The sequence below is a fragment of the Klebsiella grimontii genome (assembly GCF_042137965.1).
Lineage (GTDB): Bacteria > Pseudomonadota > Gammaproteobacteria > Enterobacterales > Enterobacteriaceae > Klebsiella > Klebsiella grimontii.
Map to the genome: position 1 here is coordinate 4028602 of NZ_CP169721.1, position 23054 is coordinate 4051655.

General features: G+C 54.2%; 21 protein-coding genes. 20 read left to right on the forward strand and 1 reads right to left on the reverse strand.

Going from position 1 to position 23054, the window contains the following annotated elements:
- The first annotated feature begins 20 nt into the window (after window positions 1-20).
- The 7 genes from lnt (at window position 21) to ACE3MN_RS19025 (ending at window position 9037) form a co-directional block, all read left to right on the forward strand.
- Complete coding sequence (gene lnt / locus ACE3MN_RS18995; protein WP_375364136.1) at window positions 21-1559, forward strand: apolipoprotein N-acyltransferase; 1539 nt, start codon at window positions 21-23, stop codon at window positions 1557-1559.
- Window positions 1560-1915: 356 nt separating this feature from the next.
- A complete protein-coding gene (locus ACE3MN_RS19000; RefSeq protein WP_004134168.1) occupies window positions 1916-2827 on the forward strand; it encodes an amino acid ABC transporter substrate-binding protein in 912 nt (303 codons plus the stop codon).
- A 163-nt stretch (window positions 2828-2990) separates the two neighbouring features.
- The gene (locus ACE3MN_RS19005) at window positions 2991-3731 is read left to right on the forward strand and encodes an amino acid ABC transporter permease (protein WP_004111387.1); all 741 of its coding nucleotides are present in this window, start codon (window positions 2991-2993) and stop codon (window positions 3729-3731) included.
- Complete coding sequence (gene gltK, locus ACE3MN_RS19010; RefSeq protein ID WP_004130439.1) at window positions 3731-4405, forward strand: glutamate/aspartate ABC transporter permease GltK; 675 nt, start codon at window positions 3731-3733, stop codon at window positions 4403-4405. The genes ACE3MN_RS19005 and gltK overlap by 1 nt, the downstream gene beginning before the upstream one ends.
- The gene (locus tag ACE3MN_RS19015) at window positions 4405-5130 is read left to right on the forward strand and encodes an amino acid ABC transporter ATP-binding protein (RefSeq protein ID WP_004100186.1); all 726 of its coding nucleotides are present in this window, start codon (window positions 4405-4407) and stop codon (window positions 5128-5130) included. Before gltK ends, ACE3MN_RS19015 begins: the two co-directional genes overlap by 1 nt.
- Window positions 5131-5507: 377 nt before the next feature.
- Window positions 5508-7178, forward strand: coding sequence for a ShlB/FhaC/HecB family hemolysin secretion/activation protein (locus ACE3MN_RS19020; RefSeq protein WP_375364137.1), 1671 nt, complete (start codon window positions 5508-5510; stop codon window positions 7176-7178).
- A gap of 65 nt (window positions 7179-7243) precedes the next feature.
- Entirely contained in the window at window positions 7244-9037 is a 1794-nt protein-coding gene (locus ACE3MN_RS19025) for a filamentous hemagglutinin N-terminal domain-containing protein (RefSeq protein WP_102649665.1), read from the forward strand.
- Between the two features lie 137 nt (window positions 9038-9174).
- Here the strand turns inward: ACE3MN_RS19025 and ACE3MN_RS19030 are convergent, their stop codons facing one another.
- A complete protein-coding gene (locus ACE3MN_RS19030; protein ID WP_004134173.1) occupies window positions 9175-9657 on the reverse strand; it encodes a zinc ribbon-containing protein in 483 nt (160 codons plus the stop codon).
- 226 nt (window positions 9658-9883) lie between these two features.
- On the opposite strand from ACE3MN_RS19030, the gene leuS reads away from it, so the two are divergent.
- From leuS to lipB, 13 genes are all read left to right on the forward strand, one after another.
- Window positions 9884-12466, forward strand: coding sequence for a leucine--tRNA ligase (gene leuS, locus ACE3MN_RS19035; protein WP_102649664.1), 2583 nt, complete (start codon window positions 9884-9886; stop codon window positions 12464-12466).
- Window positions 12467-12480: 14 nt separating this feature from the next.
- Window positions 12481-13071 carry an LPS assembly lipoprotein LptE gene (lptE, locus tag ACE3MN_RS19040; RefSeq protein ID WP_004134176.1) on the forward strand — a complete coding sequence of 197 codons (591 nt, stop codon included), beginning with the start codon at window positions 12481-12483 and terminating at the stop codon, window positions 13069-13071.
- The gene (holA, locus tag ACE3MN_RS19045; RefSeq protein ID WP_004134178.1) at window positions 13071-14102 is read left to right on the forward strand and encodes a DNA polymerase III subunit delta; all 1032 of its coding nucleotides are present in this window, start codon (window positions 13071-13073) and stop codon (window positions 14100-14102) included. The genes lptE and holA overlap by 1 nt, the downstream gene beginning before the upstream one ends.
- The gene (nadD, locus tag ACE3MN_RS19050; RefSeq protein ID WP_049085343.1) at window positions 14095-14745 is read left to right on the forward strand and encodes a nicotinate-nucleotide adenylyltransferase; all 651 of its coding nucleotides are present in this window, start codon (window positions 14095-14097) and stop codon (window positions 14743-14745) included. Before holA ends, nadD begins: the two co-directional genes overlap by 8 nt.
- Before the next feature lie 46 nt (window positions 14746-14791).
- Window positions 14792-15421, forward strand: a complete 630-nt coding sequence (locus ACE3MN_RS19055) for an adenosylcobalamin/alpha-ribazole phosphatase (RefSeq protein WP_064342348.1) — start codon at window positions 14792-14794, stop codon at window positions 15419-15421.
- Between the two features lie 221 nt (window positions 15422-15642).
- On the forward strand, window positions 15643-15960 hold the full coding sequence (gene rsfS / locus ACE3MN_RS19060) for a ribosome silencing factor (RefSeq protein ID WP_004100162.1): 318 nt from the start codon (window positions 15643-15645) through the stop codon (window positions 15958-15960).
- A 3-nt stretch (window positions 15961-15963) separates the two neighbouring features.
- A complete protein-coding gene (gene rlmH, locus ACE3MN_RS19065; RefSeq protein ID WP_102649663.1) occupies window positions 15964-16431 on the forward strand; it encodes a 23S rRNA (pseudouridine(1915)-N(3))-methyltransferase RlmH in 468 nt (155 codons plus the stop codon).
- Window positions 16432-16458: 27 nt separating this feature from the next.
- Window positions 16459-18360, forward strand: a complete 1902-nt coding sequence (gene mrdA, locus ACE3MN_RS19070; protein ID WP_004130417.1) for a peptidoglycan DD-transpeptidase MrdA — start codon at window positions 16459-16461, stop codon at window positions 18358-18360.
- Complete coding sequence (gene mrdB, locus ACE3MN_RS19075; protein WP_004100156.1) at window positions 18360-19472, forward strand: peptidoglycan glycosyltransferase MrdB; 1113 nt, start codon at window positions 18360-18362, stop codon at window positions 19470-19472. The genes mrdA and mrdB overlap by 1 nt, the downstream gene beginning before the upstream one ends.
- Before the next feature lie 10 nt (window positions 19473-19482).
- Window positions 19483-20583 carry an endolytic peptidoglycan transglycosylase RlpA gene (gene rlpA / locus ACE3MN_RS19080; RefSeq protein ID WP_004134184.1) on the forward strand — a complete coding sequence of 367 codons (1101 nt, stop codon included), beginning with the start codon at window positions 19483-19485 and terminating at the stop codon, window positions 20581-20583.
- Window positions 20584-20725: 142 nt separating this feature from the next.
- Entirely contained in the window at window positions 20726-21925 is a 1200-nt protein-coding gene (gene dacA, locus ACE3MN_RS19085) for a D-alanyl-D-alanine carboxypeptidase DacA (RefSeq protein WP_004134186.1), read from the forward strand.
- 106 nt (window positions 21926-22031) lie between these two features.
- Entirely contained in the window at window positions 22032-22295 is a 264-nt protein-coding gene (ybeD, locus tag ACE3MN_RS19090; RefSeq protein ID WP_004100153.1) for a DUF493 family protein YbeD, read from the forward strand.
- A 91-nt stretch (window positions 22296-22386) separates the two neighbouring features.
- Entirely contained in the window at window positions 22387-23031 is a 645-nt protein-coding gene (gene lipB, locus ACE3MN_RS19095; RefSeq protein ID WP_024358813.1) for a lipoyl(octanoyl) transferase LipB, read from the forward strand.
- Window positions 23032-23054: the final 23 nt, after the last annotated feature.

Sequence of the window (23054 nt, forward strand, 5' to 3'; positions counted from 1 at the left end):
CAACGGGACGATTAACCTAAATGGTATTTGCCTCTCTTATTGAACGCCAGCGCGTACGCCTGCTGCTGGCGCTGTTATTCGGAGCCAGCGGAACGCTGGCTTTTTCACCTTATGACTTCTGGCCGGCGGCGATTATTTCGCTAATTGGCCTGCAGGGTTTAACGCTCAACCGCCGTCCTTTACAAAGCGCCGCGATTGGCTATTTCTGGGGACTCGGGCTATTCGGCTCGGGTATTAACTGGGTTTACGTGAGTATCGCGCAGTTCGGCGGCATGCCCGGTCCGGTTAACGTTTTCCTGGTGATTCTGCTGGCCGCGTATCTCTCCCTCTATACCGGGTTATTCGCCGGTATTCTTTCGCGCCTGTGGCCGAAAACCAGCTGGATACGCGTGGCCATCGCCGCGCCGGTGGTCTGGCAAATCAGCGAATTTCTGCGCGGCTGGGTGCTCACCGGCTTCCCGTGGCTACAGTTCGGCTACAGTCAAATCGACGGCCCGCTTAAAGGCCTGGCGCCCGTGATGGGCGTTGAGGCGATTAACTTCCTGCTGATGCTCGTCAGCGGCCTGCTGGTACTCGCTATGGCGCAGCGTAGCTGGAAGCCGCTGATCGCCGCCGTCGTGTTGTTCGCCCTGCCCTTCCCGCTTCGCTATATTCAGTGGTATCAACCGCTGCCGGAACGCGCAACCACGGTTTCGCTGGTACAGGGCGATATCCCCCAGGCGATGAAATGGGACCAGAATCAGCTGCTCAACACCCTGAAAACCTATCTGGATCTCACCCAACCGCACATGGGTAAATCGCAGCTGATCGTCTGGCCGGAGTCCGCAATTCCCGATCTGGAAATCAATCAGCAGCGTTTCCTGAGCATGATGGACGATCTGATGCGGTCGAAAAACAGCGCGCTGATTACCGGTATCGTCGACGCGCGCCTGAACGCGCAGAATCGCTACGATACGTACAACACCATTATTACGCTGGGCAAAGATAACCCATACAGCTACGACTCAAAGAATCGCTACAACAAGAACCATCTGGTGCCGTTCGGTGAGTTTGTGCCGCTGGAATCAATTCTGCGTCCACTGGCGCCGTTCTTCGATCTGCCGATGTCCTCTTTCAGCCGCGGGCCTTACGTGCAGCCGCAGCTGGTTGCGCATAATATGCGTCTGACGGCGGCTATCTGCTATGAGATCATTCTTGGCGAGCAGGTGCGGGATAACTTCCGCCCGGATACGGATTTCCTGTTAACCATCTCTAATGACGCGTGGTTCGGCAAATCTATCGGTCCGTGGCAGCACTTCCAGATGGCGCGGATGCGCGCGCTGGAGCTGGCCCGTCCGCTGCTGCGCAGTACCAATAACGGCATTACCGCGGTCATCGGCCCGCGCGGTGAAATACAGGAGATGATCCCGCAGTTCACCCGCGCCGTATTGACCACCAAAGTGACCCCGACTTCAGGGCTGACGCCGTACGCGCGTACGGGGAACTGGCCGCTGTGGGCGTTAACCGCGCTGTTTGGCTTTGCAGCGCTGCTGATGAGTCTGCGCCAGCACCGTCGCTAATTGCTTCTCCCGCGGCGGCATTCGTCGCCGCGGTCACCTCTCCTTCTTGTCCATTTTGGCACGACCATTGCTTAATAAATTGATGTAGCAGCGCGATCCTTGAGGGTACAACCTGGTTGCACCACCACCGATCGCCATGCTGCGCTATTTTGGTGCAATGGGGGATTTTTGCCTTTAAATGGTGCGGTACGCTTCGCAAAAATCAACAATATAAGAGCAAAATCTTTACATTAAGCCAAACTAAATGCTAACAAACACATACAAATGCTGCACGCAAAGACGGCAGCAATAAAAAGCACACACATTCACAATGGGTATCAATAGCGTCTGATGGCGCTGAGGATAAGGAGTCGGATATGCAATTACGTAAACTGGCCGCAGCAATGCTGGTCATGGGACTGACCGCCGGTGCGGCGCATGCAGAAGATGCGGCATCCACCGCTGGCCAGAGCACTCTGGATAAAATTGCCAAAAACGGCGTTATCGTCGTCGGTCACCGTGAATCATCCGTTCCGTTCTCTTACTATGACAACAAACAGCAGGTCGTCGGCTACTCTCAGGACTACTCGAACGCGATCGTTGATGCCATTAAGAAGAAGCTGAACAAACCGGATCTGCAGATCAAACTGATCCCGGTCACCTCACAAAACCGTATTCCGCTGCTGCAAAACGGCACTTATGATTTCGAATGCGGTTCCACCACCAACAACCTTGAACGTCAAAAACAGGCAGCGTTCTCCGACACCATTTTCGTTGTCGGTACCCGTCTGCTGGTGAAAAAAGGCGGCGCGATTAAAGATTTCCCGGATCTGAAGGATAAAGCCGTCGTCGTCACCTCCGGCACCACCTCGGAAATTCTGCTGCACAAGCTGAACGACGAGAAAAAAATGAATATGCGCATTATCAGCGCAAAAGATCACGGTGACTCCTTCCGTACTCTGGAAAGCGGTCGCGCGGTGGCCTTTATGATGGATGACGCTCTGCTGGCGGGCGAACGTGCGAAAGCGAAGAAACCGGATAACTGGGAGATTGTCGGTACCGCTCAGTCTCAGGAAGCCTATGGCTGCATGCTGCGCAAAGACGATCCGCAGTTCAAAACGCTGGTGGACGACACGGTTGCCCATGTTCAGACTTCCGGTGAAGCCGAAAAATGGTTCGATAAGTGGTTTAAAAATCCTATTCCGCCAAAGAATCTGAATATGAACTTTGAACTCTCTGACGAAATGAAAGCGCTGTTCAAATCACCTAACGACAAAGCTCTTAACTAATTAAAAAAACAAAGGGCGGGGAATCCTGCCCTCCCGATTGTTGCCACGGCGCGGACAGACTATACGGCGGCTGGTCGTTCCCCAGCGGCCGCGAATACCGAAACAGGCTGAGCAACAATCTTCGAGGGTAGCGCTGCTACCCTTTTTTTTCCAGGAGTCATTTATGTCAATAGACTGGAACTGGGGGATATTCCTGCAACAGGCCCCGTTCGGCAACACCACCTATTTAGGCTGGCTGTGGAGTGGTTTTCAGGTCACCGTCACCCTGTCGGTAACGGCCTGGATTATCGCGTTCTTTGTGGGGTCGCTCTTCGGTATTCTCCGTACGGTCCCGAACCGTCTGCTGTCAACTATCGGCACCTGTTACGTTGAGCTTTTTCGTAACGTTCCGCTTATCGTTCAATTTTTTACCTGGTATCTGGTGGTACCTGAACTGCTGCCGGAAAACATCGGTATGTGGTTTAAGTCCGAGCTGGATCCCAATATTCAGTTCTTCGTTTCCTCGATGCTGTGTCTGGGATTGTTTACCGCCGCGCGCGTCTGCGAACAGGTTCGCTCCGGCATCCAGTCCCTGCCGCGCGGGCAGAAAAACGCCGGGCTGGCGATGGGACTAACGCTACCGCAAACCTACCGCTACGTTCTGCTGCCCAACGCCTATCGCGTTATCGTGCCGCCGATGACCTCTGAAATGATGAACCTGGTGAAAAACTCGGCCATCGCCTCCACCATCGGACTGGCCGATATGGCCGCGCAGGCGGGCAAGCTACTGGATTACTCGGCCCATGCCTGGGAGTCGTTTACCGCTATCACCCTCGCCTACGTGTTTATCAACGCCGTTATTATGCTGATCATGTACGTGGTCGAACGTAAGGTCCGCCTGCCGGGCAATATGGGGGGTAAATAATGTACGATTTTGACTGGAGTTCCATTATTCCTTCCATGCCGTATCTGCTGGCTGGACTGGTTATTACCTTAAAAATTACCGTGACCGCGATTGTTATCGGGATTGTCTGGGGGACGATTCTGGCCGTCATGCGCCTGTCGAGCTTCCTGCCGCTGGCGTGGTTTGCCAAAACCTACGTTAACGTCTTCCGCTCCATTCCGCTGGTGATGGTACTGCTGTGGTTTTATCTGATTGTTCCGGGGTTCCTGCAGAACGTGCTTGGCCTGTCGCCGAAAACCGATATCCGCCTGATTTCAGCGATGATCGCTTTCTCCATGTTTGAAGCGGCTTATTACTCGGAAATTATTCGCGCCGGTATTCAGAGTATCTCTCGCGGCCAGTCCAGCGCTGCGCTGGCGCTGGGCATGACCCACTGGCAATCCATGAAGCTGGTGATTCTGCCGCAGGCCTTCCGCGCCATGGTACCGCTGCTGCTCACCCAGGGCATCGTGCTGTTCCAGGATACCTCGCTGGTCTACGTCCTGAGCCTGGCCGATTTCTTCCGTACCGCCTCCACTATCGGCGAACGTGATGGAACCCAGGTAGAAATGATCCTGTTCGCAGGCGCCGTATATTTTGTATTTAGTCTCAGCGCATCGCTGTTGGTCAGCTGGTTGAAGAAAAGGACTGTGTAATGATTACCCTGAAAAATGTTTCAAAATGGTATGGTCACTTTCAGGTGCTGACCGATTGCTCCACTGAAGTGAAAAAAGGCGAAGTGGTGGTGGTCTGCGGGCCATCAGGCTCGGGTAAATCCACGCTAATTAAAACCGTCAACGGTCTGGAGCCAATCCAGCAGGGTCAAATCATCGTCGACGGCACCACGGTTAACGATAAAAAGACCAATCTGGCTAAGCTGCGCTCGCGCGTCGGGATGGTATTCCAGCACTTCGAACTGTTCCCGCATTTGTCGATTATCGATAACCTGACGCTGGCGCAGGTTAAGGTGCTCAATCGCGATAAAGCCGCTTCACGCGCAAAAGGGCTCAAGCTGCTGGAACGCGTGGGACTTTCCGCTCATGCAGAAAAGTTTCCCGCTCAGCTCTCTGGCGGCCAGCAGCAGCGCGTGGCCATCGCTCGCGCATTGTGTATGGACCCCATCGCCATGCTGTTTGATGAACCCACTTCCGCGCTTGATCCAGAGATGATTAATGAAGTACTGGACGTGATGGTTGAACTGGCGAATGAAGGGATGACGATGATGGTGGTCACCCACGAAATGGGTTTTGCCCGCAAAGTAGCGAATCGGGTTATCTTTATGGATGAGGGGAAAATTGTCGAAGACGCGGATAAAGAAGCGTTTTTCGCTAACCCGCAATCAGAACGGGCGAAAGACTTCCTCGCCAAAATACTGCACTAAGCCTCCGGCGCGCACGCAAAGTGCGCGTCGTCCTTTTATTCCCCTTATCATATTGAATTATAATCACTCGCCCACGCTTAAATAACTGCCACCCATATATTCACACCCCATCGCTGATAATTCACAAGTTGAAATGACCAATTCAAATAAAATTCAGGATTAACATCGTAGCCTCGATAATCCTGCATCGCTAACATAGCACGACTATTTACGAGGACACTGAGCACTTAAAAAATTCGGTTTGGTATTTTATAAAAAATAAAATTCTTAAAATTGAAAACCACGAGCTGCTGGCGAGCTCATAACACCAGTCAGAACAAAACTCAATTTCCTTTACAAGGGCATCATTATCGAATGAAACAAATGGATATTTCTTCATGAAATACAACAATAACAAACTGTTAAACGCGCTTTTTCTTTACTTTATTTTTACTGCCTCCACGTTTGCGGATGTTGCCAACAACACTCATCAAACTGAACAGGATAAAGCTCGCCAGAGCGCATTAAAGCCCGAGCAGCAAGATTATCAATCATCGCGCACTGGCTCGCATAAATATAAACTTATTTTTCCGGTGGAGGAGACCTGCCGGTATATCAGCCACGTCAATATCATTTCCTCAAATGAAAAACTCACGCAACGTCTCCTGCGCAATATCGCCGTCCAGGCAGAAAAGAAATGTCTGGGTATTAAAGGCATTCGCCAACTCGCTACGGCATTACAAAATGAAATCATAGTCCAGGGGTATATTACTTCACTTATTGATATACCTTCACAGTCACTGGAAGATGGCGTTTTAGACATTACCCTCACCTACGGTAAGATAGGCAATATGATATGGTCTTCCGACAGCGGCGCCACGTCCAGCCTGTGGAATGCCATACCTACCGCCACGGGTGAGATCCTCAAACTAACCGACCTTGAGCAAGGGATGGCCAATCTGCAACGGCTACCCGGTTCGTCGGCGCAAATGAAAATCCAGCCCGGGAAAAACAACGCGGAAAGCGATATTCAGATAACGCGTAATCTGGCTAAAAAATGGCAGGTAAGCGCGTGGATGGATGATGCCGGCAGCCGGGAAAGCGGTCGCTATCAGTCCGGGGGCGCACTCTATCTCTATGATATGGCTACGCTTAACGATATTTTCTATGTCTCCGCCGGAGGCGACGTCGAATTTAATCAGCATAATGACGGCAACCACAATAGCAGCCTCTATTATTCGGTTCCTGTCGGGTACTGGTCGCTAAGCCTTTACGGCTCGCAGAGCGAATATCGTCAGCAATTTAAAGCCAACTATTCAACCACCGAATACAAAAGCGAAAACCGTTACGCCAGCGCGACGCTCTCGAGGCTGCTTTCCCATACGCGGCAGCAAAAAACCACCCTGGACGCCCGGGTTGCAAAAAGCACGTCTCGTTACTATTTTGGCGGCAGCGAACTCAAGGTTATGCGCAAGCAGAACCCGGTTTGGGAATTGACCCTTCGCCAGCAGCGCTACTTCAATAAAAAAATCATCGATGCCAGCCTGGGCATTCAGCGCAGCTTGCCCTGGCTTAGCTCCATGCCAACCCTTGAGGAAAAAGCGGGTCTCTACAGCCCACTTTCGCGGGTGATACATGCTGATATTCAGGCATTTATGAAATTTGATATTACCGGCGATCGTTTCAGCTACGCGCCGCATATTAATGCTCAGTTTAGTCCCGATATTTTATCCACGGATAATAAATTTAATATCGGCAGCCGCTGGACGGTACGGGGTTTTGATGGAGAAAATTCGCTGTCCGGCAACCAAGGCTGGTACTGGCGTAATGATTTTATCTGGGATATGCCAACCCCGGATCGGCAATTATATTTTGGTCTGGATATTGGCCGCATCACCGGCAGTGAAAAATATAAACAGGGTAAAGTTATTTCCGGCGCCGTAAGCGGGCTGCGCGGCCAGCTATTTTCCACGCAGTATGATTTTTTTATCGGTACGCCGTTCATTAAACCCGATCGTTTTCATAGCGATCCGCTCAACCTTGGTTTCTCGCTCAACTGGAGGTATTAACGTCGTTAAGTAAACTAATAAACATTCATCAACTTTTAGGCAATTTATTTAAAGGAATAAACGCAATGTTCAAATTTAAATTTACTTATGTCGCCCTGGCGGCAGCACTCAGTTCGTCTTACGTCTATGCCGATCCGACGGTCTGGACCCACTCATCCGGAGCTACCGTCGTTGATATTGAAACGCCTAACGCAGCGGGCGTTTCTCACAATATGTACCGTGACTTTAATGTCAGTAACAAGGGCATGATTCTCAACAATAGTTCCAGCGATCTTACTCACGACACCTTAGGCAATATCGCTAAAAACAATAATCTGGCTAATGGCGGCGCTTCGGTGATCCTCAATGAAGTGACCTCAAATAAATCCAGCTCGCTCAATGGATTTATCGAAGTCGCCGGCCAAAAAGCCGATGTTATCATCGCTAACCCAAACGGAATCTCCTGCTCAGGCTGTAGCTTTATTAACACCGATCGCGCGGTTTTAACCACCGGCCAGGTAAAGCTCAACGACAGTGGCGCGATTGACAGCTATACCATCTCCCAAGGTCAGATCACTATTGGGCAAAACGGGATGAATGCAACAAATAGCTATGCCGCCCTGCTGGCAAATGCTATTGCCATTAACGGTACCGTCAGCACTCCCAACGCGACGGTAGCCGCAGGAAACTTCACGCTTGACAACAATACAGGGCAAATGACCTCTGCGGGTAAAACGCCTACGGTACTACAGATGCTGATTCCGGAATACAGCATTGATATTAGCAATCTTGGCGGAATTAAAGCTAACAGCATCAGCATGATTGGCAACGACTTAGGTCTCGGCGTACGCAATAAAGGCGCGATTGTCGCCAATAGCACACTGACAATGTCCAGTAACGGTTCACTGACCAACGAAGGATCGATCACCAGCAACGGTATGCTTACGCAGATCGCCGCCGCCGGGAATATTAAAAACACGGGTAACATCTCGACGACAAACACAACTATTATCAATGGATTACAAACACTTACCAACAACGGAACCATATCCAGCAGCAAACAGTTGATGGTCAGCGCCTCTGGAAATATCGAAAACAACGGCACCATCAAAAGCAGCACAGCATTAAGCGTAGCGACTAACGGCAACCTGAAAACGGCTTACGGCTCTAATCTTCTTTCTGATAATCAACTGCTAGTATCGGCTCTTGGCAATATCGATAACGGCGGTTCAACCCGGGCGAAAAATACCAGCATTGCTTTTAGCGGTAGCTCGCTTAAGGTAACCGGTAACATTCACGGAACGGACAATCTCGTGATTCAATCGGTTAAAGATAAAGCGCTCTCATCCGGCGAAATCAGCAACTCGGGAACCTTAAAAGGGGGTAACGTCACCATCCAGACGAACGGTACGCTGGCGTTAAACCGTGATAGCAAAATACTCGCCAGCAATATGCTGACAACCAACAGCAACTGGCTGAATAACGACGGGGGAACCGTGCGCGGCGATTCTGCGGTCTTAAACTTTAATAACAACGCGATGCAAAACAGCGGAGAAATTATTGGCGGGACCATCAACATTTCCACCAACTCAGATCTGGTAAATAAATGGCTTATGCAATCCTTTGGCGATTTCACCATTGATACCCACAATAAAGGCAACATTATCAACCGCGACAAAATCGTAGCTGGCGGAACGATGACCTTAAATGCAAAACAAGTGGTTAACGGCGGCTATAAATGCGGGTTCCTGAAACTGTTCACCTGCGATGCCGGCTTACTGAGCGGCAATAAACTGGTCCTGAATACTTCTCACCGATATGCTTCTGAAGTGGGTGGCGAACAGTATTTCAAGTTAACGGAAGTTAACACCACCAAATAAATTATTAACCGCAAACCAGCCATCTTATTGAACTACACTCTGAAATGCCGGCGCTGGTAGCGCCGGCATTTTATAAAATTGACATGAGCCGCTGAGTTTATCCGAGGCCCGGTATATTCAACTCCGGGCCTTATCATTTATGGCTCAAATGGCCGACGCTGGAACTGATCGTGCCCGCATTTGGGGCAACGCGGCAGCACATCCGGCGTATACACCGGCAGATGGTAATGGCACTTCTCACACACCAGATTGCCGAGCCCGACCACTTCGCCGCTATGATAAACGCCGTGGTGGCTGAGGTCCTGGAACACTTCGCGCCACTCAAGCTGGGTTTTGTCGGTAATATCCGCCAGTTCCTGCCACAGGCTCTCTTTGATCACCCGCATAAAGACGCTGTCCGTTAGCTCATCCTGGCTCTCTTCATAGCTGAGGGCGAACTCTTCCAGATCGCGTCTGACGGCGCGAATAACGTTGTCGATTTCACTCTGCGTTAACTCGCCGGACTGGCTAATCTTGACCCTGGCCTGCTCCACCAGCGCGTCAATATCGCGTTCTCCGTTGCGTAACCGCTCGCTGAGCGTCGACACCAGCTCTCGGTAGAATTGAGCAACCTTGTTCATCTTTTCGCCTCCGGTGTGGTTAACTTCTTATAATGGTAGACGTTATCTGCGGATTGCTCTGCAAGCCAAGCCACAGAGTCGCGAAATTTTCTCTACCGCTTTCATCTCGGTAAGTGTGTGAAAGGCTGTTTTGACGTTGGCGTTTGGGCTATGCTATGCCGATCTGAAATAACACATCCATTGGCTACATTTTGTAGCTGTATTGAAAACAGGACCACTGGCTGCCATGCAAGAGCAATACCGCCCGGAAGAGATAGAATCAAAAGTCCAGCAACACTGGGACGAGAAGCGTACCTTTGAAGTTACCGAAGACGAGAGCAAAGAGAAGTATTACTGCCTGTCGATGCTTCCCTATCCTTCTGGTCGACTACACATGGGCCACGTGCGCAACTATACCATCGGTGACGTGATTTCCCGTTACCAGCGTATGTTGGGCAAAAATGTCCTGCAGCCTATCGGCTGGGATGCGTTTGGCCTACCTGCGGAAGGCGCAGCGGTGAAAAACAACACCGCGCCGGCCCCGTGGACCTATGACAACATCGCCTACATGAAAAACCAGCTGAAGAAGCTGGGCTTCGGCTATGACTGGAGCCGTGAAGTGGCGACCTGCACCCCGGAATACTACCGCTGGGAGCAGAAGTTCTTTACCGAGCTGTATAAAAAAGGCCTGGTCTACAAAAAAACCTCCGCGGTGAACTGGTGCCCGAACGACCAGACCGTACTGGCGAACGAGCAGGTTATCGATGGCTGCTGCTGGCGCTGCGACACCAAAGTCGAGCGTAAAGAGATCCCGCAGTGGTTTATTAAAATCACCGCCTACGCTGACGAGCTGCTGAACGATCTGGATAACCTGGATCACTGGCCTGACACCGTTAAAACCATGCAGCGCAACTGGATCGGCCGCTCCGAAGGCGTCGAAATCTCCTTCGATGTGAACGACTACGCCGACAAGCTGACCGTCTACACCACCCGCCCGGACACCTTTATGGGCTGCACCTACCTTGCCGTCGCTGCGGGCCACCCGCTGGCGCAGCAGGCTGCCGCCAATAACCCCGCGCTGGCGACCTTTATCGACGAATGCCGCAATACCAAAGTTGCCGAAGCCGATATGGCGACCATGGAGAAAAAAGGCGTCGATACCGGCTACAAAGCCATCCACCCGCTGACCGGCGAAGCGATCCCGGTATGGGCGGCAAACTTTGTGCTGATGGAGTACGGCACCGGCGCGGTGATGGCCGTCCCGGGTCACGATCAGCGCGACTACGAATTTGCCAGCAAATACGGTCTGAACATCAAGCCGGTTATCCTGGCCGCCGATGGCTCAGAGCCCGACCTCTCTGAACAGGCGCTGACCGAAAAAGGCGTATTGTTTAACTCTGGCGAGTTCGACGGTCTGGATCACGAGGCGGGCTTTAATGCTATCGCCGATAAGCTCGCGTCTCTTGGCGTCGGCGAACGTAAAGTGAACTACCGCCTGCGCGACTGGGGCGTTTCCCGTCAGCGCTACTGGGGCGCGCCGATCCCAATGGTCACCCTTGAAGACGGCACCGTGATGCCGACGCCGGAAGATCAGCTGCCGGTTATTCTGCCGGAAGATGTCGTGATGGACGGGATCACCAGCCCAATTAAAGCCGATCCGGAGTGGGCGAAAATCACCGTTAACGGCCAGCCGGCGCTGCGCGAAACCGATACCTTTGACACCTTTATGGAGTCCTCCTGGTACTACGCGCGCTACACCTGCCCACAGTACGACCAGGGTATGCTGGACCCGGAAGCGGCGAACTACTGGCTGCCTGTCGATATCTATATCGGCGGGATCGAACACGCCATTATGCACCTGCTCTATTTCCGCTTCTTCCACAAGCTGATGCGCGACGCGGGCATGGTGAACTCTGACGAACCGGCTAAACAGCTGCTTTGCCAGGGGATGGTGCTGGCGGATGCCTTCTACTACGTTGGCGAAAACGGCGAGCGTAACTGGGTGTCGCCGAAAGAAGCGACTACCGAGCGCGACGAGAAGGGCCGTATCGTTAAAGCCTTCGACCCACAGGGCCGCGAGCTGGTCTATACCGGCATGAGCAAGATGTCCAAGTCGAAAAACAACGGCATCGACCCGCAGGAAATGGTTGAACGCTACGGCGCGGACACCGTGCGTCTGTTTATGATGTTCGCTTCTCCGGCCGACATGACGCTTGAGTGGCAGGAATCCGGGGTGGAAGGTGCGAACCGCTTCCTGAAACGCGTCTGGAAACTGGTCTACGAACATACCTCCCAGGGCGAAGCCGCTGCGCTGGACGTTGCCAGCCTCAGCGAAGATCAAAAAGCGCTGCGTCGCGACGTGCATAAAACGATCGCGAAAGTGACCGATGATATCGGCCGTCGTCAGACCTTCAACACCGCGATTGCGGCGATTATGGAGCTGATGAACAAGCTGGCGAAAGCGCCGCAGGAAGGTGAACAGGATCGCGCGCTGATGCGTGAGGCCCTGCTGGCCGTGGTTCGTATGCTCAACCCGTTCACTCCGCATGCCAGCTTTACCTTGTGGCAGGAGCTGGGCGGCGAAGGCGATATTGACAACACGCCGTGGCCGGTCGCTGACGAAAGCGCGATGGTTGAAGACACCACTCTGGTCGTGGTCCAGGTAAATGGTAAAGTTCGTGGTAAAATTACCGTTGCGGTGGATGCAACCGAAGAGCAGGTTCGTGAGCGTGCGGGTCAGGAGCATCTGGTTGCGAAATATCTCGACGGTGTGACCGTACGTAAAGTGATCTACGTTCCGGGTAAACTGCTCAATCTGGTCGTTGGCTAAGCGCAGGAGGAAGCGTGCGATATCTGGCAACATTGTTGTTATCTCTGGCGGTGTTAATCACCGCCGGCTGTGGCTGGCACCTGCGTAGCACTACGCAGGTTCCGACCGCAATGAAAACCATGATCTTCCAGTCGGGCGATCCTAATGGTCCATTAAGTCGTGCCGTCCGTAATCAGCTGCGTCTGAACGGGGTTGAACTGGTCGACAGCAGTACGCTGCGCAAGGATATTCCTTCCCTGCGTCTGGAGACATCGTCCATTCAGAAAGATACGGCGTCTATTTTCCAGGACGGCCGTACTGCGGAATATCAGATGGTGATGACGGTAAACGCCAGCGTCCTGATCCCAGGTCATGATATCTATCCCATCACGACCAAAGTCTACCGCTCGTTCTTCGATAACCCGCAGGCGGCGTTAGCGAAAGATGCCGAGCAGGACATGATCGTTCAGGAAATGTACGACAAAGCGGCAGAGCAGCTGATCCGTAAGCTGCCGAGCGTACACGTTGCGGATGTCGAAGCCACCAAAGAGGATGAGAAGCCGGTCGCCACGACCCCAGCCGCTTCCACCTCCGGCAATCGCGTCTCCACCACGCTGGGTAACTGATGATTCGGTTGTACCCGGAACAGCTCCGCGCGCAGCTCACTGAAGGGCTGCGCGCGGCCTATCTGCTGCTTGGCAACGATCCGCTGCTGCTGCAGGAGAGCCAGGACGCCATCCGCGAAGCGGCCGCGACCCAGGGCTTTATCGAACACCACACCGCCACCGTTGATGCCAGTACCGACTGGCCCGCCCTCTTCTCGTTAAGTCAGGCCATGAGCCTGTTTTCCAGCCGCCAGACGCTGCTGCTGATCCTGCCCGATAATGGCCCTAATGCGGCAATTAACGAACAGCTTGCGACGCTCGTCGGCATGCTGCATGACGATTTACTGCTGATCGTTCGCGGTAATAAGCTAACGAAAGCGCAGGAGAACGCCGCGTGGATGACGGCGCTGACCAGCCGGGCGGTGCAGGTTAGCTGCCAGACGCCGGAATATGCCCAGCTGCCGCGCTGGCTCGCCGCGCGCGCAAAGCAGAATAATCTGCAGCTTGATGACGCGGCCAGCCAGCTGCTGTGCTACTGCTATGAGGGTAATCTGCTGGCGTTGGCCCAGGCTCTTGAGCGCCTTTCGCTGCTGTGGCCGGATGGTAAACTGACGCTGCCGCGGGTTGAGCAGGCCGTGAATGATGCTGCGCATTTCACACCTTATCACTGGGTGGATGCGCTGCTGGCCGGTAAAAGCAAGCGCGTTCTCCACGTTCTGCAACAGCTGCGTCTGGAAGGCAGCGAGCCGGCTATCCTGCTGCGCACCCTACAGCGCGAGCTGCTGCTGCTGGTCAACCTGAAGCGGCAATCGGCCCATACGCCGCTGCGTTCGCTGTTTGACAAGCATCGCGTATGGCAAAACCGCCGCCAGCTGGTCAGCGACGCGCTGGCACGCCTGAGCGCCGACCAGTTGCGTCAGGCTGTCACGTTGTTGACCCGCGCGGAGCTTACCTTCAAGCAGGATTACGGGCACTCCGTATGGCCCGAGCTGGAAAGTCTCTCTTTATTGCTCTGCCATAAAGCGCTGGCAGACGTTTTTATTGATGGTTGATATGACTCAGTTACAGGCGATGTACGGCGGCACCTTCGATCCGGTGCATTACGGTCACCTTAAACCGGTGGAAATTCTGGCCAACCTTATCGGCCTCAATAAAGTCACCATCGTGCCCAACAATGTGCCGCCGCACCGCCCGCAGCCCGAAGCCACCAGCGACCAACGCAGGCATATGCTGGCGCTGGCCATCGCGGATAAACCGCTGTTTATCCTCGACGATCGTGAGCTTAAGCGCGACACGCCGTCATATTCAGCGCAAACCCTACGCGAGTGGCGCCAGGAGCAAGGGCCACAGCGCCCCCTGGCGTTTATCATTGGCCAGGATTCGCTGCTCACCTTTACCACCTGGCACGAGTATGAAAGCATTCTTGATAACGTACATCTGATCGTTTGCCGACGCCCGGGTTATCCGCTGACCATGGCGTGCGAGCAGGATCAGCAGTGGCTGGACAAACATCTCACTCATGACGTCGAGCGGCTGCATAGCAGCCCGGCGGGCGTTATCTACCTGGCCGAAACGCCGTGGTTTGATATTTCTGCCACCCTGATTCGCCAGCGTCTTGAAGCTGGCGAGCCCTGCGCGGACATGCTGCCGGAAACCGTGCTCGACTATATCCATGAGCAGAAGCTCTACTGCTAGCCTTGCCACAAGGAGAGTCTTATAGACTCCTTTCGAGAGGGTCATCATGAAGTTATGGTTAGTTCGTCATGGCGAGACCGAGGCCAACGTCGCGGGCCTCTATAGCGGACATGCTCCCACAGCCTTAACCGAACGCGGAATCAGACAAGCGCAAACGCTGGGAAAGCGGCTGCAGGCCGTTCCTTTTCAGCGCGTGTTTTGCAGTGAACTTGAACGCACCCAGCGTACGGCCAGCCTGCTGCTTGGCGACCGTGACGTCCCTCGCCAGTCCTTTGCCGAGCTCAATGAAATGTTCTTCGGCGACTGGGAAATGCGCCACCATCGCGATTTACAGCATGAAGATGCGGAAAACTACGCCGCGTGGTGCGCCGACTGGCAGCATGCGGCGCCCACTAACGGTGAAGGCTTTCAGGCGTTCGCCGAACGCGTCTCCGGCTTCACCGCCGCCCTCCCTCAGCACCGGGAACTTAGTCATCTGCTGATCGTCGGCCACCAGGGCGTGCTTAGCCTGTTAATCGCTCAACTTCTGAATATGCCGGATTCGGCGATGTGGCACTTCCCCATCGAGCACGGCGCGTGGAGCCTTGTCGATCTCCAGCCCGATTTCACTACCCTGCGCGTGCTGAATAGCCAGGCAGTTTGGCTGGCGGAAGAAGAATTGCGCGCAGACCATTGACAGGGCAAAGCAGGCTGTTATTCTCCGCAGCCAGGCTGCATTTACCATTTGAACTTTGCAGAAATTGTTTTACAAAAATGGCGATGCAATCATCGGCGATGGATGGGATGATAGCGGCCTTAACCGCCTATTTATCGACATTTATCCCGATTTTGCTACCAGTTCAGGTATACTGTCAGGCTGTTTATTATTATCACTCTTCACACACCCAGGGGGAACTCTTGCAGGGTAAAGCACTCCAGGATTTTGTTATCGACAAAATTGATGACCTGAAAGGTCAGGACATCGTTGCCATTGACGTTCATGGCAAATCCAGCATCACCGATTGCATGGTTATCTGCACAGGCACTTCTACGCGCCATGTTATGTCCATCGCCGACCACGTAGTGCAAGAGTCTCGCGCCGCCGGTATGCTGCCGCTGGGCGTTGAAGGCGAAGCCGCCGCGGACTGGATTGTCGTCGATCTCGGCGACGTTATGGTTCACGTCATGCAGGAAGAGAGCCGTCGTCTGTACGAGCTGGAAAAACTCTGGAGTTAACGCGTGAAGCTGCACCTGGTAGCCGTTGGCACCAAAATGCCGGACTGGGTTCAGACCGGCTTTAGCGAATATCTGCGCCGTTTTCCAAAAGATATGCCGTTCGAACTGGTGGAAATCCCCGCCGGAAAACGCGGCAAAAATGCCAACATCAAGCGAATTCTGGAAAAAGAAGGTGAAATGATGCTGGCGGCCGCAGGCAAAAACCGCATCGTCACCCTGGATATTCCGGGGAAACCATGGGATACGCCGCAGCTGGCGCGCGAACTGGAACGCTGGAAACAGGATGGCCGGGACGTCAGTCTGCTCATCGGCGGCCCGGAAGGCCTTTCACCCGCCTGCAAAGCGGCAGCGGAACAAAGTTGGTCGCTCTCAACGCTCACCTTACCTCACCCGCTGGTTCGCGTACTGGTGGCCGAGAGTCTGTATCGGGCGTGGAGCATTACCACCAACCACCCTTACCACCGTGAGTAATGATGACCAGGGTAGACTAAGCAGCGAATGAAATTACAGAATTCTTTCCGCGACTATACGGCTGAATCCTCGCTGTTCGTGCGCCGGGCGCTGGTCGCTTTTTTGGGGATTTTGCTGCTTACCGGCGTATTGATCGCCAATCTTTATAACGTGCAGATTGTGCGTTACACCGACTATCAAACGCGTTCAAACGAAAACCGCATCAAGCTGGTCCCTATTCCGCCAAGCCGCGGCATTATCTACGATCGCAACGGCACGCCGCTGGCGCTCAACCGCACGATTTACCAGCTGGAAATGATGCCGGAGAAGGTCGACAACGTTCAGCAAACGCTGGATGCGCTGCGCGACGTTATCGATCTCACCGATGACGATGTAGCGAACTTTAAAAAAGAGCGCGCCCGCTCCCACCGCTTTACCTCCATTCCGGTGAAAGTCAATCTCAGCGAAGTACAGGTCGCCCGTTTCGCGGTTAACCAGTACCGTTTTCCCGGCGTAGAAGTCAAAGGCTATAAGCGCCGCTACTATCCCTATAATTCAGCCCTGACCCACGTTATCGGCTACGTCTCCAAAATTAACGATAAAGACGTCGATCGCCTGGATAAAGAGGGAAAGCTGGCTAACTACGCCTCCACGCACGATATCGGCAAGCTGGGGATCGAACGCTATTACGAAGATGTCCTGCACGGGCAGACCGGCTATGAAGAAGTTGAAGTAAACAACCGCGGCCGGGTAATTCGCCAGCTGAAAGAGGTTCCGCCGCAGGCCGGGCGCGATATCTATTTAACGCTCGACCTGAAGCTACAGCAGTATATTGAAACGCTGCTGGCCGGAAGCCGCGCGGCGGTCGTGGTCACAGACCCGCGTACCGGCGCCATCCTCGCGCTGGTCTCGACGCCAAGCTACGACCCCAACCTGTTCGTTGATGGTATTTCCAGCAAAGACTACTCCGGGCTGCTTAACGATCCTAATACGCCGTTAGTCAACCGCGCGACCCAGGGCGTTTATCCACCAGCATCAACGGTTAAGCCTTACGTGGCCGTCTCGGCGCTCAGCGCCGGGGTTATTACCCGCAACACCAGCCTGTTTGACCCCGGCTGGTGGCAGCTTCCCGGCTCGGATAAACGCTACCGCGACTGGAAAAAGTGGGGCCACGGCCATCTGAACGTCACTAAAGCGCTGGAAGAGTCGGCCGATACTTACTTCTATCAGGTTGCCTACGATATGGGTATCGATCGCCTGTCGGAGTGGATGGGCAAATTCGGCTATGGCCACTATACCGGCGTTGACCTGGCGGAAGAGCGCTCCGGCAACATGCCGACCCGCGAATGGAAGCTCAAGCGCTTCAAGAAACCCTGGTACCAGGGCGATACCATTCCGGTCGGGATCGGACAGGGCTACTGGACCGCAACGCCTATCCAGATGAACAAGGCGCTGATGATCCTGATTAACGACGGTGTGGTTAAAGTGCCGCACCTGCTGCAGAGCACGGTGGAGGACGGCAAACCGGTGCCGTGGGTTCAGCCCCATGAACCGCCGGTCGGCGATATTCACTCTGGTTTTTGGGAAATCGCCAAAGACGGGATGTTTGGCGTCGCCAACCGCGGCAACGGTACCGCGCATAAATACTTCGCCAGCGCGCCGTATAAAATTGCGGCCAAATCGGGTACCGCTCAGGTCTTCGGCCTGAAAGCCAACGAGACCTATAACGCGCACAGAATCGCTGAACGCCTGCGTGACCATAAACTGATGACGGCGTTTGCCCCTTACAACAACCCCCAGGTTGCCGTGGCCATTATTCTTGAGAACGGCGGCGCAGGTCCGGCAGTCGGTACCATTATGCGTCAGATTCTCGATCATATAATGCTGGGCGATAACAACACCAACCTGCCGAGTGAAAACCCGGCGGTAACGGCTGGGGAGGATCAATAATGACTGATAATCCGAATAAAAAATCGCTATGGGATAAAATCCACCTCGACCCCACCATGCTGCTTATCCTGCTGGCGCTGCTGACCTATAGCGCGCTGGTTATCTGGAGCGCCAGCGGTCAGGACATGGGCATGATGGAGCGTAAAATCGGCCAGATCGCCATGGGGATTGTTATTATGATCGTCATGGCGCAAATTCCGCCGCGGGTCTATGAGGGCTGGGCGCCCTATCTCTATATATTCTGTATTATCCTGCTGGTGGCGGTTGATGCCTTCGGCGCCATCTCTAAAGGGGCGCAGCGCTGGCTGGATCTCGGCATCGTCCGCTTCCAGCCGTCGGAAATCGCCAAAATAGCCGTACCGCTGATGGTGGCGCGCTTTATCAACCGCGACGTTTGCCCGCCATCGCTGAAAAATACCGCTATCGCGCTGGTGCTGATTTTCCTGCCCACGCTGCTGGTCGCCGCGCAGCCGGACCTCGGGACCTCGATTCTGGTCGCCCTGTCCGGTCTATTCGTGCTCTTTCTGTCTGGTCTGAGCTGGCGTCTGATCGGTATCGCCGTGGTGCTGGTCGCCGCCTTTATTCCGATCCTCTGGTTCTTCCTGATGCATGATTATCAGCGCCAGCGCGTAATGATGCTGCTCGACCCGGAAACCGATCCGCTCGGCGCGGGGTACCACATTATTCAGTCAAAAATTGCCATCGGCTCCGGCGGGCTGCGCGGGAAAGGCTGGCTGCATGGAACCCAGTCGCAGCTGGAGTTTCTGCCTGAACGCCATACCGACTTTATCTTTGCCGTACTGGCGGAAGAGCTGGGGCTGATTGGCGTGCTGATCCTGCTGGCGCTCTATATTCTGCTTATCATGCGCGGGTTGTGGATTGCCGCCCAGGCGCAAACCACCTTTGGCCGGGTCATGGCCGGCGGTTTAATGTTGATTTTATTCGTTTATGTCTTCGTAAATATTGGTATGGTAAGTGGTATTTTACCGGTGGTGGGGGTACCTTTGCCGCTGGTCAGCTACGGGGGCTCTGCCCTAATCGTATTGATGGCCGGGTTTGGTATCGTTATGTCGATCCATACTCACAGAAAAATGTTGTCGAAAAGCGTGTAAGGGGTTCGCGATGCGTAAGCAATGGCTGGGGATCTGCATAGCAGCAGGGCTGCTGGCGGCATGTTCGGGTGAAGACGTTCAACAAAAAACGGTCAGCACTCCACAGCCGGCCGTTTGCAATGGCCCGACGGTGGAAATTAGCGGCGCCGATCCGCAGTATGAAACGCCTAACGCAACGGCGAATCAGGATTACGAACGCGATGGCAAAAGCTATAAAATCGTTCAGGATCCCTCTAACTTCACCCAGGCGGGCTTCGCAGCTATCTACGACGCCGAGCCTAACAGCAATCTGACCGCATCGGGTGAAGCGTTTGATCCCACGCAGCTTACCGCAGCCCACCCCACGCTGCCGATCCCAAGCTACGCGCGGATCACCAACCTGGCGAACGGCCGCATGATCGTAGTACGTATCAACGATCGCGGCCCCTACGGTAACGATCGCGTGATTTCACTGTCGCGCGCCTCAGCCGATCGCCTCAATACCTCGAATAACACCAAAGTGCGCATCGATCCGATCGTCGTCGCGCCGGACGGCTCGCTTTCCGGTCCGGGGATGGCATGTACGACAGTGGCCAAACAGACCTATGCCCTGCCTGCCCGCCCGAATCTTGACGGCGATAACAGCGCGGGGATGAGTCAACCCGCACAAACTGACGTGCACGCCATCAGTAACTCAACCCTGAAGCCGGAAGACACTACCGGCGCTCCGGTTAGCAGCGGCGGTTTCCTCGGCGCGCCGACGCCGCTGAATAACGGCGTGCTGGAAGGCAGCGAGCCTGTCGTGCAAACCGCGCCGGTTACCGCACCAGGCTCAGTACAAGGCAGCGTTGCGCCTGCCGTAGCCGCCACTGCCGCCGTGACGCCTGCCGCAGCAGCCAGCGCCGGCGGAGATTTCGTCGTGCAGGTCGGCGCCGTCAGCGATCAATCGCGCGCCCAGCAGTACCAGCAGCGTCTGAGCCAGCAATTTTCCGTCCCGGGCCGCGTCACGCAAAACGGCGCGGTATGGCGGATTCAGCTCGGCCCATTCAGCAGCAAAGCGCAGGCCAGCACGATCCAGCAGCGTCTGCAAAGCGAAGCTCAGCTGCAGTCATTTATTACTCGCGCCAACTAAAGGCATCGCACCCGCGTCCCCTGCTCGTTGCGCATGACAAAGTCATTAACAAAGTCGTGCGCAATGTCGGATGCTGGTTCGTAGTGCGTTTGTTATAGTAAGGCACTTTTTTAACTCCATCACGGATGCCGTTGTTCAGACCATGAAGACCTCTTTTACCGCTCGTTTACTCGTTACGGCGCTCTCCGTGGCAGCGCTGTCCTCCGCTGCCCGCGCCGATGACCTGAATATCAAAACTATGATCCCAGGCGCCCCGCAGATTGACGCCGAATCCTGGATTCTTATCGATTACAACTCAGGCAAAGTACTGGCAGAAAACAACGCCGACTCCCGCCGTGACCCGGCAAGTCTGACCAAGATGATGACCAGCTATGTGATTGGTCAGGCCATGAAGGCGGGCAAGTTTAAAGAGTCCGATCTGGTCACCGTGGGTAACGACGCATGGGCGACCGGCAACCCGGTCTTTAAAGGCTCCTCGTTGATGTTCCTTAAACCGGGTATGCAAGTGCCGGTTTCCCAGCTGATCCGCGGTATCAACCTGCAGTCCGGCAACGACGCCTGCGTGGCGATGGCCGACTACGTCGCCGGTAGCCAGGATGCCTTCGTCAGCCTGATGAACAACTACGTTAACGCCCTTGGCCTGAAAAACACCCACTTCCAGACCGTTCACGGCCTGGATGCCGATGGTCAGTTCAGCTCCGCGCGCGACATGGCGCTTATTGGCCAGGCGCTGGTGCGCGATGTCCCGAACGAATACACCATCTATAAAGAAAAAGAGTTTACCTTCAACGGTATTCGCCAGCTCAACCGCAACGGACTACTGTGGGACAACAGCCTGAACGTCGACGGGATTAAAACCGGCCATACCGACAAAGCGGGCTATAACCTCGTGGCTTCCGCAACCGAAGGCCAGATGCGCCTGATCTCCGCCGTAATGGGCGGCCGTACTTACAAAGGCCGCGAGTCCGAAAGCAAAAAGCTGCTGACCTGGGGCTTCCGCTTCTTCGAAACCGTTAACCCGATTAAAGCCGGTAAAGAGTTCGCCTCTGAACCCGCCTGGTTCGGCGATAGCGATCGCGCCTCTCTCGGCGTGGATAAAGACGTTTATCTGACTATCCCGCGCGGCCGCATGAAAGATCTGAAGGCCAGCTACGTGCTAAATAACGCCGAGCTGCATGCGCCGCTGCAGAAAAATCAGGTGGTCGGCACGATTAACTTCCAGCTGGATGGCAAAACGATCGATCAGCGCCCTCTGGTCGTACTGCAGGAAATCCCGGAAGGCAATTTCTTCGGCAAAATCATTGATTACATTAAGTTAATGTTCCATCACTGGTTTGGTTAAAAATCGACCACTTGAAAGTGTGATTTACATCCCCATATACTAGATATCCTGATAACTCCCACACGTCGTGGGAGTTATTATTTTTTGTTGTAACACCGGAGCTGACATGAAAACCAAACTTAACGAACTGCTTGAATTCCCTACTCCATTTACTTACAAAGTAATGGGACAGGCGTTGCCGGAGCTGGTTGACCAGGTGGTTGAAGTGGTACAGCGCCATGCACCAGGTGATTACTCTCCGACGGTAAAACCCAGCAGCAAAGGCAACTACCACTCAGTCTCTATTACCATCAATGCAACCCACATTGAGCAGGTAGAAACCCTGTATGAAGAACTGGGCAATATTGAAATCGTACGGATGGTGCTGTAAATCGATTCCCCCGACCCGGCCCTGCGCCGGGTCTTTCTCGCTGTGATATACTCCCCCACTCAAATCATTCTCTCTCTGCGGAGACGTTGTTTTGCAGCACAATAAAATCCTCATCCGCCAGCTCGGCCTGCAACCTTACGAACCTGTCTCGCAGGCAATGCATGAGTTTACCGATAGTCGCGATGATGCCACCCTGGATGAAATCTGGCTGGTGGAGCATCATCCGGTATTCACGCAGGGTCAGGCCGGAAAGGCTGAACATGTTCTGGTCCCCGGCGAGATACCGGTTATTCAGAGCGATCGCGGCGGACAGGTCACCTATCATGGCCCCGGACAGCAGGTGATGTACGTTCTGCTGAATCTTAAACGCCGCAAGCTGGGCGTGCGTGAGCTGGTGACTCTTTTAGAGCAAACTGTCGTTAACACCCTGGCGGAGTATGGTATTGAATCGCACCCGCGGGCAGACGCGCCCGGCGTCTACGTGGGCGAACAGAAGATCTGCTCTCTGGGTTTGCGCATCCGCAAAGGTTGCTCATTCCACGGTCTGGCGCTGAATATCAACATGGATCTGTCACCATTCCTCAGGATTAACCCATGCGGTTATGCCGGAATGGAGATGACGCAGATGCGCCAGTGGCGGCCTGATGCTCGTACGGATACCGTCGCGCCACGCCTCGCCGCCAATTTGCTGGCTTTACTGAACGATCCGCCGGCGGAATTTATTCAATCCCGCTAGCCATCACGTCCCGTGAGCGCGGG